This window comes from Mucilaginibacter pedocola, from assembly GCF_002013915.1.
In the GTDB taxonomy this organism is placed as follows: domain Bacteria; phylum Bacteroidota; class Bacteroidia; order Sphingobacteriales; family Sphingobacteriaceae; genus Mucilaginibacter; species Mucilaginibacter pedocola.
This window is the reverse complement of sequence record NZ_MBTF01000034.1, coordinates 193,979-207,022: the sequence shown is the minus strand read 5'-3', so window position 1 is coordinate 207,022 and position 13,044 is coordinate 193,979. Positions and strand designations below refer to the sequence as shown.

At 45.1% G+C, this 13,044-nt stretch carries 14 protein-coding genes; all 14 read right to left on the bottom strand.

Features of this window, described 5'->3' with window-relative positions; genetic code table 11:
• Nucleotide 1 precedes the first annotated feature (1 nt).
• Genes BC343_RS21310 through BC343_RS21245 form a run of 14 tightly spaced genes read right to left on the bottom strand, consistent with a single transcriptional unit; the run spans nucleotide 2 to nucleotide 13,044 of the window.
• Nucleotides 2-925 (bottom strand): glycosyltransferase family A protein, encoded by a 924-nt coding sequence (locus tag BC343_RS21310; protein ID WP_078349808.1) that lies wholly within the window; start codon nucleotides 923-925, stop codon nucleotides 2-4.
• On the bottom strand, nucleotides 925-1,755 hold the full coding sequence (locus tag BC343_RS21305) for an O-fucosyltransferase family protein (RefSeq protein ID WP_078349807.1): 831 nt from the start codon (nucleotides 1,753-1,755) through the stop codon (nucleotides 925-927). Before BC343_RS21305 ends, BC343_RS21310 begins: the two co-directional genes overlap by 1 nt.
• A complete protein-coding gene (locus BC343_RS21300; protein ID WP_078349806.1) occupies nucleotides 1,752-2,672 on the bottom strand; it encodes a glycosyltransferase in 921 nt (306 codons plus the stop codon). Before BC343_RS21300 ends, BC343_RS21305 begins: the two co-directional genes overlap by 4 nt.
• Entirely contained in the window at nucleotides 2,665-3,606 is a 942-nt protein-coding gene (locus BC343_RS21295) for a glycosyltransferase family 9 protein (RefSeq protein WP_078349805.1), read from the bottom strand. Before BC343_RS21295 ends, BC343_RS21300 begins: the two co-directional genes overlap by 8 nt.
• Before the next feature lie 32 nt (nucleotides 3,607-3,638).
• Nucleotides 3,639-4,550: an FkbM family methyltransferase gene (locus BC343_RS21290; RefSeq protein ID WP_078349804.1), complete on the bottom strand. Its 912-nt coding sequence runs from the start codon at nucleotides 4,548-4,550 to the stop codon at nucleotides 3,639-3,641.
• A 12-nt stretch (nucleotides 4,551-4,562) separates the two neighbouring features.
• Entirely contained in the window at nucleotides 4,563-5,486 is a 924-nt protein-coding gene (locus tag BC343_RS21285; protein ID WP_078349803.1) for a glycosyltransferase family 2 protein, read from the bottom strand.
• Nucleotides 5,487-5,496: 10 nt separating this feature from the next.
• The gene (locus BC343_RS21280; RefSeq protein ID WP_078349802.1) at nucleotides 5,497-6,645 is read right to left on the bottom strand and encodes a glycosyltransferase; all 1,149 of its coding nucleotides are present in this window, start codon (nucleotides 6,643-6,645) and stop codon (nucleotides 5,497-5,499) included.
• Nucleotides 6,646-6,670: 25 nt separating this feature from the next.
• On the bottom strand, nucleotides 6,671-7,294 hold the full coding sequence (locus tag BC343_RS31830; protein ID WP_078349801.1) for an acyltransferase: 624 nt from the start codon (nucleotides 7,292-7,294) through the stop codon (nucleotides 6,671-6,673).
• Nucleotides 7,291-8,220: a nucleotide-diphospho-sugar transferase gene (locus tag BC343_RS21270; RefSeq protein ID WP_143822295.1), complete on the bottom strand. Its 930-nt coding sequence runs from the start codon at nucleotides 8,218-8,220 to the stop codon at nucleotides 7,291-7,293. Before BC343_RS21270 ends, BC343_RS31830 begins: the two co-directional genes overlap by 4 nt.
• Before the next feature lie 14 nt (nucleotides 8,221-8,234).
• Nucleotides 8,235-9,263 (bottom strand): glycosyltransferase family A protein, encoded by a 1,029-nt coding sequence (locus BC343_RS21265; protein WP_078349799.1) that lies wholly within the window; start codon nucleotides 9,261-9,263, stop codon nucleotides 8,235-8,237.
• A gap of 9 nt (nucleotides 9,264-9,272) precedes the next feature.
• Nucleotides 9,273-10,385: a glycosyltransferase family 4 protein gene (locus BC343_RS21260; protein ID WP_078349798.1), complete on the bottom strand. Its 1,113-nt coding sequence runs from the start codon at nucleotides 10,383-10,385 to the stop codon at nucleotides 9,273-9,275.
• Nucleotides 10,386-10,405: 20 nt separating this feature from the next.
• Entirely contained in the window at nucleotides 10,406-11,314 is a 909-nt protein-coding gene (locus BC343_RS21255) for a glycosyltransferase family 2 protein (protein WP_078349797.1), read from the bottom strand.
• A complete protein-coding gene (locus BC343_RS21250; RefSeq protein WP_078349796.1) occupies nucleotides 11,304-12,197 on the bottom strand; it encodes an alpha-1,2-fucosyltransferase in 894 nt (297 codons plus the stop codon). Before BC343_RS21250 ends, BC343_RS21255 begins: the two co-directional genes overlap by 11 nt.
• A gap of 13 nt (nucleotides 12,198-12,210) precedes the next feature.
• Nucleotides 12,211-13,044: an FkbM family methyltransferase gene (locus BC343_RS21245; protein ID WP_162276912.1), complete on the bottom strand. Its 834-nt coding sequence runs from the start codon at nucleotides 13,042-13,044 to the stop codon at nucleotides 12,211-12,213.

The following is a 13,044-nucleotide window of genomic DNA, read 5'->3' as shown; positions in this document are numbered from 1 at the left end:
ACTAATCCGTCAATTTTTTCCAGGCAATATTAAAATAAGCCGCTTTAGAAAGGTCTACATAGTGGTGTAATACACCCACCCTGTTTTTTACCGCTGCTTCTTCCGGGTTTACTATATAATCGGTAGCGTTTAATATAGTTGCAGGTTTGTTGCCTATGAGCATAGCGCTTAGGGCTTGTTCAAGGTAATAGCTTGCACCTTCTTTTTCTTCCAGCGTTTTGCCCCAATGCTCCAAATTATCCCAATTGATTGCGTTGCTATTCAAACCTATCGCCCCTACGTTAAGCATAGGTTGTATCTGCTCGCCGCAAAGCAACTCCATCAACACCGTACTGTAACCATATGATGGTGTGCAATCCAACATATTCAGCGGACCCTCGGGGCTTTTGAGCCATTTGATCATCTCGACAGGACTGTGCCAAAACAGCATATCCGAATCTAACACCAGCTTCCATGAGTTGCCGGGTATGGTGTGTATATCAGTAAGCTTTTTTATATGAGGATATACCTCGCGTTTATGGTGCAAGAAGGGGTACCGGTCTTGGGGTAGTGCGTTTTGCAGGTTTTCTGCTATTTGTGTTTGTGTTACAACTTCGGCGCCGGGCAGGCTTTTGTTAACCTGTTGCATCAATGTTTCATCAAAAGAGCCGTCATCAACCAATATAAACCTAAAGCGCGTGCTGCTAACCCTGGCCAACGATTGTATGCAGAACAGCGTTTGGTAAAGGTAATTTTTGCCGGTAAGGAAGTAAAGAGGCAGCCCTTCGGGATGAGATAGTATCGGCGGCAACTGCATCGAAGCCTCTGCCATTAACCTGCTATTGCGTATTACCGAGCGGTATTTAAAATACCCCCCAAAACGTTTATATGTTTTAAGCCTTGATGCAGGGTAACGGTAAACAAGGTTAATGATACGCTGCAGCACTACGCTTCTGCCTTAATTACGGTTAACGGAATGTTGTTTAAACGTGTGGCAATATCCGAGAAGGAACTCCAGTATGATCCCAGCACGCCTTGTGTTGCTGCTAAACAATACATGTCAATAAGCGCATCCTGCATGCCCTCGGCTGATAGCCTGTCGGCTTTTTGGTTAGCTGTGATAATGCGGGCACCAAAAATACTTTTGAGCTTTGCCTTGGTATCTTCATCGTCAGAACAGAGGTAGAAATTAGTCTCCGGCTCCTTTCTTACCTGTCCCTCCATGGCTGTGATAAACAAATCTAAAGGACTGTGTTTTACCGAATACTCGTTATCGGTACGGCGGATGTGCACGCCAATGCTGTGCGGCCCAAAAAGCTGTACCGTTTTTTCTATCCGCGCCAGAATTGCGGGGATGGGCTTAAAAAGTTTAAAGGCGGTTAAGTTGTCGCCAAATTCCTGGCAGGTTTGTATGTATATGCGCTTGTGTGTTTTGGCTGCCTGCAATATATCCAGTTTACCCGCCCATATCAGTTCGTGGAAATCGGACTCATGTATACAATAGTCGAAACCCAGCAAGGTGTTTATGGCTTTTGCTTTCCATGCCGCAAATTTATCCGGCTGATTGCTGCGCCTGAGGCGGTAGTATTTAAAAGGCTTGGTAATGATATTTACGCCGGCTATCGGCAGGAACAAATCGGCGTAGGGGCAGGCAAGTTCGTTGTTAATATTCCAAACCACGTTAAGCCCGATGCCCAACTGCTGTTGCAGCCATATGCCCGATGCTATTACCCGCATGCGGTTGGCCAGGCCGCCAAATGGCTCAATGGTTATCAATATTTTTTATATACCGCCAGGGCATCCATTGTGCCGCAATAGCCCCGCCATTTAATATAATTGCTTTTGCTTAGGGCCGCTTTAAGGCTCAGCCATGCTTTTGCTTTGCGCAGCGGCAGCGTATAAGCGGGTATGCTTGGCCATGGGCAAATGCCGTGGCTTTGCAATAGCTTTATCCAGGAGTTGTTGGTGCTGTTTTCCAGTTTTGCCAAGTAGCCAGCCTGCATCCTTCCTTGGGGGATAATGTGTTGAAGCAGTAATTGTGGGAAATAGCCCACCTGCCAGCCACTTTTAAGTACTTCTAATACAATATCGTTATCGCCGCCCGATGCCAGCGAACTGCCGCTTCGGTCGGCTATCATGCTTTGCCCGTCCTCTGCTTTTTTTATGTATGATGCCAATGCAGCTTTGCGTATACCCATACCGGCACCAATGGGTGCGTATTGGGGATAGCTATTTTCCCATGCCTGTATCTTTGCTTCGTCGCCCAAATCGCGCAAAGCAAGGCTTCCGTAAAAAGCCTTTAGCCATTGAGGCGGCTCGGTTTCAAATATGGGTAACGATTTACCGCCGATTGCCCCTAAGGCAGTACGTTTTTCAAATATCTCTAACACATGATGGAGATAGTCGGCATCGATTACGTTGTCATCATCAACCAAAACTATCAACTCGTTTTTTGCCGTAGCGAAGCCTTTAAGGCGCGCATAAGTGAGCCCCTGCCTTGCTTCGTGTACTATCACAGCTTGCGGATGCCAGCTTAGATCGATTGTTAGAGGTTGCGTGGAGTTATTATCTACCACAATGAGTTCCCATTGAGCAAGTGATAGCGACTGTTGCTGTAAGCCTTCTAACGTTTGTCGCAGGCGAGACGCATCAGGGTTATAGGTGGCTATAATTACAGAAAGTTTGTCAGGCATTCAACAATTCGTCAACAGGTAATGGGGTGCCGTAAAGGTCAAGTTCTTTCAGCGCGGCATCTGTCACCATTTCGGGCGTAATTTCTGTCATACAACGTTTCTCAAAATCGCATTTGTTGTGCAGCCAGCAGGGCGAGCAAGGCACAGCGTTATAAATATTACGAAAACATCCGTAACCCGATTGAGATGGTGTTTCGCGGCCACCATAAATGATAACCGCCCGGCTATCCACAGCGCGTGCCAGGTGCATCATAAAACCAACGTGTGTTATAACCAGCTGGCTATTTTTTAGCACTGCCGCACTTTCCCTAACAGAAAGCTTTCCCCGCATATCGGTAACATTATCAAGTTTCGGGTCGTTAGCAGTGCCCAATTGGATAAACTTGTATTGACGATGAAGGGTGTTCACCACCTGCTGGTAACGTTCCGTAATCCATTCTTTGTTGCCCATAGGTACAACCGCGCCTGAGGTAGAACAGGTTATTACGACATGGTTTTTTGCAAGGGCCCCTTTCGCAATCTCTTCATCGCTCAAAATTAAAACGGGTTTATTTTTGATGGTCCCGTTTAATGGCAACGCATCGGCCATTTTGAGGATAATGTGTTTTTCGGGTACATCGTCCCTATCGGTCTGCGGGTTATATGTTGTGTATTGCGGTAATACCGTACGTACCTTAAACAGTGCAAGGATTGGCGTAGATAGCAGGGTACCAAAGGGCAGCACCAATTTTATATGCGGGCAACCTTCAAAAAGGAAGCGGTGGTTACATTTTACCCATACATTTTTGTAACCCTGGTGGTGCAGGTTGGCTGCAAGCGTGGTTAGCAGCAGATTATCGCCAAGCGAATCGCCAAAGTATAAAATGTGCGAAGGGATGCCAAAGCTGATAAGCTGTTTAAGCGTAAATGCTATTGTACGTATTTGGGTAAACAATACTTGTGGCTCAAATAACGGGGGGAGTGCGCTTAGCTTGTTGCCAAGCGATGCTTTTCTTCCATGGCTACCAAATCTTCGGCAGCTGCATCGTCATCAGCATGGAATACAATAATATCGAGGTAGTATATCCTTGCGTTTTTTCCATCTACATAATCAAACATCTGTTTCATAAACCTTTGTTTATCCAGTGTGGATGAAAACATAAAACGCCCGTCGCTTTCGTAAAACAGAATGGTGTTGTAGCCATGGTTTAACAGCCATGGAAAAATGCTGTAAGGGTCGGGTTCTACAACTTCAAGGTTTTCGCGATTAAATTCAAAAAGGATGGCGGGTTTTATCTCGCTGATAAATTTAGCGCCGCCGCGTATAATCTTCAGGTCGAAACCCTCGGTATCAACCTTCAACAATTTGCAAGTGCTGTTGAATATACCGCTTTGATACAAATTGTCAACACTGGAGAATTTGGTGAGGGTGGTATCTTTACCAGCCACTGTGGGTACTATGGTAAGGTTGTGCCCTACTTTGGTAAAGGTGCAATCCATATCAAGCCCGTCTTCAGACAGGAAGGTTTTTACCAATTGCACATTGCTGAATTGCGCTGTATTTTGGGCATAAAGCTCGGCCAGGGTGCCGTCGCCTTCAACGCTTATTACGGGCACGTCCGCGCCCGATTTTATCAGCGCAACGCTATCGCCCTGGTTGGCGCCTATATCAATTGCAGTAAGCCCTGCAAAATGTTTGTTTAATACCGTAGTGAGCCGGGTAAGCGAAGCACCGTATTCTTTATAATACCAATAACATTCTTTTAGGCCGCTGCGGTTAAATATCTGTACCTCGAACTTGCCCACTTTTACCTTACTGGTGCCCTCAGTAAGCGGTTTAATATTTTTTACGAGCGAGTAGCCCAGGGAATTGAAGATCTTGAGGATCAGTTTTTTCATTTATAAGGGTATTTAAACAAGTTTAAGCAAACGGAATATTTTCATCCTGATGCGGTTAAAAAAAACTACGCGGTTCCATTCGGGTACGGGGCCATGTGCATCGTCGGCCCACATTTTTAAATGGTCCTCGTGCCATTTGGCTTTCATGGCCGGGTCGGATGTTTTGGCGCTTTGGTGTACATGCGCTACTGATAGGGGCACTTTAAGGCGTGTGCGCTTATTGCCTTTTACCAGCCGCAGCCAAAGTTCGTAATCGAGCGCACAATGCATTTCTTCCCACACAGGCTGATGTATAGCAGCCAGCCAAAAGCACGATGGTTGCACCAATGTGGGTATCTTAATAAAGTAGTCGGTAAATGGGGGAACCGTAGTGGTGTTCATATTGCCGCTTTCGTCCAAATCTTGCCCGTAGCCATAAACGAAGGCAGGTTTTTTGTTAGCAAGGAAAGCTGTTGCTACCAGATGGAATACACCGGGCAGGTAATAATCGTCGCTGTTTATCCAGGCATATATCTGCCCCGAGGCCAGGCTGAAGCCCATATTTATGGCGTGGCTTTGGCCACGGTCGGGCCGGCTTTGCCGGTAGCTAAGCCATGGGCTGTATTTTTCTATAATGGCCGGGCTGTCATCAGTACTGCCGCCATCTATAATAATGTACTCCAGGTTAGGGTAGTTTTGCAGTAATACCGAGCGGATGGTTTTCTCGAGGTACGCCGCCTGGTTATACGATGGCGTAACAATGGTGATTTTTGGCCATTGAACAGCCTTGCTATATATACTGGGGTTGGTTTCTGCATTAAGCGGCCAGCTTGTTTCGGCGGTTTTTGGCAGTTGCGCCAATAAACCTTTTGCAGCCGGCGGGGAGGCTGATAAAGGGTAAATTACACCCTCGTCTTCAAATAATTTCCGGTATGTAAGCAGGTCGGGCAGGTTCATATCAGCAATATCAGGCTGTGCAAATGGTTAAAAAGCCGCGGCCAAATTTTTCAATATGGCTTTGGTAATTATCTGTTTCATACAATGGCGGGAATGCAGGCCCGGTCATAGCAGTTTGTATTAGCTCTGCCAATTCTTCCGGGCCGTTAGGGCTGAAGAACTTTGCACTACTGCCGGCTAATTGTTCGCGGTGTACATTTATGTTTGAGGCTATCAACGCTTTGTTTATGGCCTTGGCATCTTCTACCACAGTGCTCCATCCTTCAAAAAATGATGGTTGGATAATGGCTGTCGATTCGGCCATCAGCTTCAGTTGTTCGGCCCGGTCAATAAAGCCCAGGAATTTAATGTTGTTGCTTAATCCGTTTTCGTTAACATATTTCTGCAACGATTCGAAGTATTCGGGATGGCGGTAATCGCTGGTTTTGCCGGTGAATGCTACAATTGGCTCTAAGTCTTTTGTTTTTAGCAGGTTAACCGCTTGTAATACCGTAAGCTGGTTTTTATGTTTCCAAAACTGGTTGGGGCATATAAAATAATGGCGCGGCAAACCGTGTTTGCCCAGCAACCAATTTGTATCAAGGTGCTGATAGGGCGGGTGCGTTACCGCAAATGGCAACACATAGGTTTTTACCGTATGGGCAGGGTATAAGTGCTCGAAATTTGCCAGTGCGTCGTAACTGCTTAATATCAGGTGCTCTTCAGACGACTGTATATTTTGCTGGTTCTCCTGAATAGATTTAATTGCATCGGCAGTAAAAAACTCAGGGGCAAAGCTTTCCTGAAAATCGGGTATCCAATATATTTTCTTTTTAGCGAGCGATTGCTGCACACAGTCGTAAAAAGGGAAAACAGCCTGCAAACCCTTTATTTTCTGCGGAAAAGGTTTCCATTTGAACAGCCTTCCCGATGCTTTATTAACGAACTGGAAAAGCCGATTGCGTTCGCCCGAGCCAAGCTGAAAGTTGATATATGGATAGGTGAGTTTACTTTTTGCTGCCCGCTCATCGGCTTGGTTATCAACAAGTATAACCAAATGAGGCTTTTCAGCATCGGGCAGGGTATTTAATGCGCTTATTAAATTTTCCGTGTAATAAGTGCCGCCTATCCAAAGCTCATTATAAGTATAACTTAAAGCTATTTTTTGTCTATCGTTCAATTGCGTTAATCTGTAATATTGTAGGTTATTTACCCAGTGTTTTAATAACGCGGGCGGGGTTGCCTGCCACTAAGGTATAAGGCGGCACATCTTTAGTTACTACAGCACAGGCACCAACAATTGCTCCTTCGCCAATGGTAACGCCTTTCAAAATGGTGGCGTTAAAGCTTATCCAGGCGTAATCGTGTATCACTATGGGCGCTGTTAAAATACTCCCTTTGTCGGCCCATGCACCATTCTTGATCAGGTCGGCATAGCGCTCGGCTCGTTCGTGTGCATCCAGCTCGTGTGCGTTGGTATCAATAATATTAACATTGTGCGATATCTGCACATTGTTGCCTATAGTAATGGCATCGCCCGACCAAATGCGCGAATGATCGCCAACGTAGCAATTTTCGCCTATGGTTATTTCGCCGCCGTATTTAAAAACGTATAGCGTTCCGCGTACATGGGTGCTGTTACCCACCACAATTTTAGATCGGTCGCGGCCATTTACTACCGTTGCTTCCGGGTAAAATGTTGCCCCGTTGCTAACTAAGTTGTATTGGATATTATGCACGTGCTTGGCCTGCCTTGTCTCTTCTATAATATGGTAAAGGTTAGTTTTATCAACAAACCATACCAGTATTGCTTTTATAAACTTTTTCATGGCTGCGCGGGTTGGGGGTTTATACCGAGGATACTTTTACGCAGGAAGTTTATCACCCTGCGCGGAAACATGGTTAGCGCTTGTTGCCCCCCTGTTACATGCTTGTACGTTAGTTTTAAATAAGCTTTATCGGCTTTTTGCGAGGGTGGTGGCACCAGCGGGAATGCAATTGGGCTAACCGATAAGTTGGCTATAGCAGTATCGTTGGAATTTAAGTGTGTACCGTTGGCAAAACCAATATTGCTAACCAGGTTCACGGCCGGGTTTATTGCCAGCCCGTTGTTTACAAGTATGGTGTAAAACCATTGTATATCCCAGGTATCCAGCGTGTCGTTGTACGATGCTTCGAACATGGGGGCATAAAAGTTATACCAATCCTTTGTCTGGATATTTTCCTTTATAGTTTTTTGTGTTTGCAAATCGGGCCAGCCTTTCATATCCCTATCGTAAAGTTGCCAGGCCCGTCGCCATGTTGCCCACCCCCAAATGCCGCCATGGGCAAAAAAATAAGATTGTTCGTCGTATTTCCAGGGCTTGCCCAATAGGTTAGATCCCGAAACCGACATTACCCTTTCGTCGTTTCGGTAGCGATGCAGCAGTTCTTCGCAATAGCGGAAAAAACTCTCGTGCGGGAGGCAATCATCTTCCAAAATAATACCTTCCTCTTCATGCTCAAAAAACCAATTAATGGCCCCCGCTACAGCAGTTTTACAACCAAGGTTTTGTTGCCTGAATAGTGTTTTTACTTCGCAATCCCAGTTTACCTTGGTGGTAACTTCGCGGGTTTGGGCACATAGTTCATTATCGCTTTCGTTACTTTCTCTTGGACCGTCGGCGGCTATATACAGGCGCTTGGGCTTGGCTATGGCAATTGCATCAAACACCCGCTGCGTTAGCTGCGGCCGGTTAAATATTAAAAAAAGCACAGGTGTATGTAGCACTATGCCGGGGTAGGGGTTTGTTGCGGGCTGTTTATTTTGGTCAGCAGGTTTTTAATATGGTAATGGTGCTTAACTATCCTTTTGCTATTTTGCCTTAGAGCATTAAAGGTACCCCCAAGCCCCTTTAACTGCAAAGGGGCGTGTGTCGCTGCAGAAGCACTTTTAAATGGCTTTAAAACGAGTAAAATGTTTTGTTTGATGATAGCTTTCGCTGTCGAGAAAAGCCAATTTTTAAGAACACGTTCAATTGGCTTTTTTTCTTGATTGAGTATGGCAAAATAGCTATACAACAGCACATTGGTATAAGCCATCCAATAACTCAACTTTGCAATGTACGCAGCGTTTTGCCTGCCATGAGGGATGAAGTGCTTAAACGTAAGGCGGTCGTCGGCAATTATTTTGTAGCCTGATAAATAAAAAATGAAGCAAAACTCTACATCTTCACCGCAAATTAATGATGTACCGGTTCTGCCTTTAGTAACCTGCTGCCAGTTGTTAGCCGCCAAATTAGTTAAGATACTCTTGCGGTATACCGAGCCTGCACCATACACCCAATGCTGTTCGGTTGCCCAGGTTTGCGAACTGTGTACCGTTATTTTTTCCAATTCTGCTTGTGGCAGTAAAGCGGGTTGCTCAGGTTCGATAATACCGAAACCGCCGAGCGCCCCTATTTTACTATCCGCAAGCATTATATCGTAGGCTAAATGGATATAATTAGGGTTTAGCCAATTATCATCGTCGCAGGTTAGTATAAACTCAAATTTGGCTTGCTCCACACCCATGTTGAAAGCATGGTTTTTGCCGGGAATGGGTTGGCGTAGAAGTTTGAAACCCGCAGCGGTAGTGTTTTCAGCTTCCCAAAGTTGGCTGGCTAACGCGTAGGTGTCATCCGTTGATGCATTATCAATAACTATTACTTCCCAGGGAATGTTAGCCGGTACTTGCTGCGCTGCAAGGTGTTTCAGCGTTTGGGGCAGGCGCTTTGCGCTGTTGTAGCAACATATAATTACCGATACCCCTAATTCCATCTGCTTGTGTTAGGCATATATCTTATCCATGGCCCCCGTAAAAGCCTGGTAAGTAAACATCTCCAGGTATTTTTTGCGCGAATTATCGCCGTATTGCCTGGCCACGCTTTCGTTATCTATCAGCTTAAGTATTGCATTTACATGCCCGGTAACGTCTGTAGCACCAACCAATAATCCGTTATAGTTATCTTCAACAGATTCGGGCATGCCGCCGGTATTGGATACTACGCAGGGCAGGGCATAACTCATGGCTTCTACCACTGCAATGCCGTGCGTTTCGTACAAGCTTGGCTGGTAATAAATGCTGGCTTGCTTTAAATATTCGCCGGGTTGGGTAACAAGGCCTTTAAAGGCTATACGGTTGTTACCGTTGGTTACCTGTTTGTATTCATCTAAAAGCGGCCCGTTGCCAAGCCATTCAAAGTTTACCTGTGGGCGCGCTGTTGTAACTTGTTTGGCAACTTCCAACCATGTGTCAGGGTTTTTATATGCTATTACTTGGCCAAGGGTGGTAACGGTTTTATTTTCTTTTGTTTCGGGGTTGTTGGCTAATGGTTCAGCATCATTACGTAAGCAATTGTAAACCACATAAACAAAACGCTGCTTTTGGGGCTGTATTTCCCAGTTTTGGCAAACTGTATTTTTATTGGCGTTTGATACCGTTACCAGTTTTTTGCGCGTGCCAAGCATACGGTTACAGGTGTATGGCGTAAGCGGTGTATACCTATTTGCAGGCGTGGTGTGCAGTATGTAATATACACGGCTTAGGGGCATCCAAAGCATGTAAAGGTGCCTTTCGGGTTCGGTGGCGCAAATAGTAACATCGGCAAAGCCATTTTTTATACTCATCGCCTGTATCATCAATACCGACCAAACAATCAGAAAAAACTCCTTTACGTTTGTGGTGAATTTATATTGCAGATGTGCAAAAGGGTGTATGTTTTGCCTCACCTGCACTTGTGCATTTTCCGCCCCTTTTATTTTCCCGAGATAAGCTAATTGCTCATCACTTTGTAATACCAGTATTACGTTGGCAGGCCCATGGTACTCAATTAAGGTTTCCAAGTGGGTATTGCTTCCGCCAAACTCGTATAGCTTTGTAATAATGATGTGCTTTTTCATTTATTGATTTGGCATGTGCATCAACACAGCCTTATTACAAACTTGCGCAAATGATGCACAGGCAGCAGGTAGCTTAACGCGTTAAATAAAGCTGTAAGGTATTGCGGAAACACGCCCTTTATCAGTACCCTAAATTTTTCGGCTGTCGGGTTATAACCGTTATACAGCCAGTATTTTATTTTATCGCCTGCTATTTTTTTTGCTTCGTTCAGGTATTCGTTGTTTGCTCTGCCAAAGCCTTTAATAATCTCAATTATCTCGTAGGTAGCATGCCTATCCTTTGCGGTAATAGAGCTATCGTGCATGCGGTATAACGATAGGGGAGTTGCAATTGATTTAAAGCCGTACCCCATACCTAACATCCTCAACCACATTTCGTAATCTTCGGCCACCTTAATGGCTTTGAAGTCGCCGGCAGCAATAATGGCTTCGCGCCTGGCTAATACAGTTAAATTGGGTACCTGGTTGTAATTGAGGAATAAGATGATGCTATCGCGGCCTTCATAAGTGGCATCGGCAACCTGCATGGTGCTCAGGTTGCCTGTTTGCAAATCGGCATTAAAAACCGAATAATTAGTGAATAGTAAGTCGGCACCGCTCGCTTCTATTGCCGCTACCGAAGTAGCCAGTTTTTCTTTCAGCCAAAGGTCATCTGCATCTAAAAATGCAATATATGCACCCTCGCTTATTTTTATACCTGCGTTTTTAGCGGGGCCCTGCCCGCTGTTTTGTTGGAAAATGTATTTAATGCGGCTATCCGTTTGTTGATAGCGTTTAACAATTTCCGCGGTACCGTCAGTTGAGCCGTCATCAATAATAATTAGCTCCCAGTGCGGGTAAGTTTGAGCAATAACACTTTCTATACTTTCGGCAATATACTTTTGCGCATTGTATGCCGGCATTATAACCGATACCAGCTTATTGCTCATACTGCACCACGCTCCAATGGCTCGGTATGATGTCGTTAATATCAAAATCTACGTCGGGCATGAACCAATTATAAGGCGCTAATACTTCGCCGCCGCGCGTGCTTAACCAGGCACCCCACCAACTAAAACTGCTGTTTGCTATAATATGATGTTTACAAGCGCTCATTAAAGCCATATCTTTCCAGCTCTCATCGCCATGGTTACCCTCAACAAATACAGTGTTTAGCCCAAAGGTATCGAGGTGCTGCTGTGCCCAATCAATATCGTCAGAAAATATAAACAGGCTGAGGTTTTGATGGCGGTTTTTTAGTATACCCAGCGCTGTGCGATAATAACTCAAGGGGAGTACACCGTGCACGCCGCTAATGGCGGGCAGCAGGTAATCGCCCCTGCGTATGTGTACACTAACAGAATTATCTGCAGCTTCCATTTTGTTCGCGATGAAAAAGTTGCTTTTATCGAGACGGGGGAAGCTAAATTCGCGAAGCAGCGTATCCCTTACGCTAACAAAATATTTTTCTGACTGGAAATAACCGTCGAGGTAAACGTTGCGTGTAGCTGCCAGTTGTTGCAGGGAGGTAAAACGAGACCCTGGATGATGGAAATACCTGATGAGCCGCTTTAAGTAACTACGGACTAAACGCAGGTACAGCCCTTTGCAAAAAAATAGGGCGATTTGTTTTTGCGATGCCTGTTGTGCTGTTATGCCTTTGAACAGGCCGAGTTGATAACTGCGGGAAGCATAGAGCTCAGTTGCATTATGGTTATCAGTATAAAACTGATCGTCGATGTAAAGCTTATCGCCCGTGTTAGCAAAGGCACGGGCAGTGGCGTACTGAAACATTTGGTTACCTAACCCGCCGAATATTTTTACAATAACCAATTAATGCAGTTTATTATACCGTTTTTTTGAACGGGTCGTTTTCGGCCGGGATGAGCATTATGTTGCTTAAGCCGTTGTTTTGAAATTCGCTTTCTGTTATCAACCTCATATCGGTTTCATCTTCGGGGAGGCCGTATATATTATAGTTGGTTAAGGCAAGCGCAGTAAGCAGTTCCTCTTTGGCGTAACCTGCATCGGTTGATGTGTTTTCCGAATATTCTAACAAAATAGCAGGTCGGTGTTTTAAAATGGTGTTTTCGGCGCCCTTTAATACAAAAAGCTCTGCCCCTTCTACGTCTATTTTTATTACATCGGGTGGTAAAACCTGGCCTGTAGCAACTAAGTTGTCAAGGGTTTCCAGGCGGATGGTTTCGGTGCCAGTTTTTTGTAGCGGATGCCCCTCGGGCAACACCCTTTCGAAAATAGAATTGTTGCCACTGGAATTATAAATGTTAATTGTTAAACTGCCCGGGCTGTTTGACAGGCCGAGATTAAACGGCACAATGTTGCTCAGATTATTGCGCCTAACATTGCGTTTCAGTAGCGAAAATGTGCCCTTAACCGGCTCGAACGAAAACACCTTTTGGCATGCTGCCGCATATTTGGTGCTGTAATAACCGCAGTTTGCACCAATATCTACCAACACAGGCTTTTGGTAATTTGCTATTAACAGCCCTAAAAAATGTATTACATTTTTTTCATAATAATCGCCCGACGAAAAGGCCCAGGCCAAATCGTTACCTACTACCAGCTTCAAATTGCCAATTACAAAAGGTGTTGCTTTACGGTTTTTAGGGAAAAGCCTGCCTTTTATATGGCGTAGACTGTTTAGTAATGGGGTTAGCAA

What these genes read in the sequence shown, in the direction of transcription:
- BC343_RS21300 (WP_078349806.1), bottom strand. Translation starts at nt 2,672, where the DNA reads ATGCCTGACAAACTTTCTGTAATTATAGCCACCTATAACCCTGATGCG.
- BC343_RS31830 (WP_078349801.1), bottom strand. Translation starts at nt 7,294, where the DNA reads ATGAAAAAGTTTATAAAAGCAATACTGGTATGGTTTGTTGATAAAACT.
- BC343_RS21260 (WP_078349798.1), bottom strand. Translation starts at nt 10,385, where the DNA reads ATGAAAAAGCACATCATTATTACAAAGCTATACGAGTTTGGCGGAAGC.
- BC343_RS21290 (WP_078349804.1), bottom strand. Translation starts at nt 4,550, where the DNA reads ATGAAAAAACTGATCCTCAAGATCTTCAATTCCCTGGGCTACTCGCTC.
- BC343_RS21265 (WP_078349799.1), bottom strand. Translation starts at nt 9,263, where the DNA reads ATGGAATTAGGGGTATCGGTAATTATATGTTGCTACAACAGCGCAAAG.
- BC343_RS21255 (WP_078349797.1), bottom strand. Translation starts at nt 11,314, where the DNA reads ATGAGCAATAAGCTGGTATCGGTTATAATGCCGGCATACAATGCGCAA.
- BC343_RS21285 (WP_078349803.1), bottom strand. Translation starts at nt 5,486, where the DNA reads ATGAACCTGCCCGACCTGCTTACATACCGGAAATTATTTGAAGACGAG.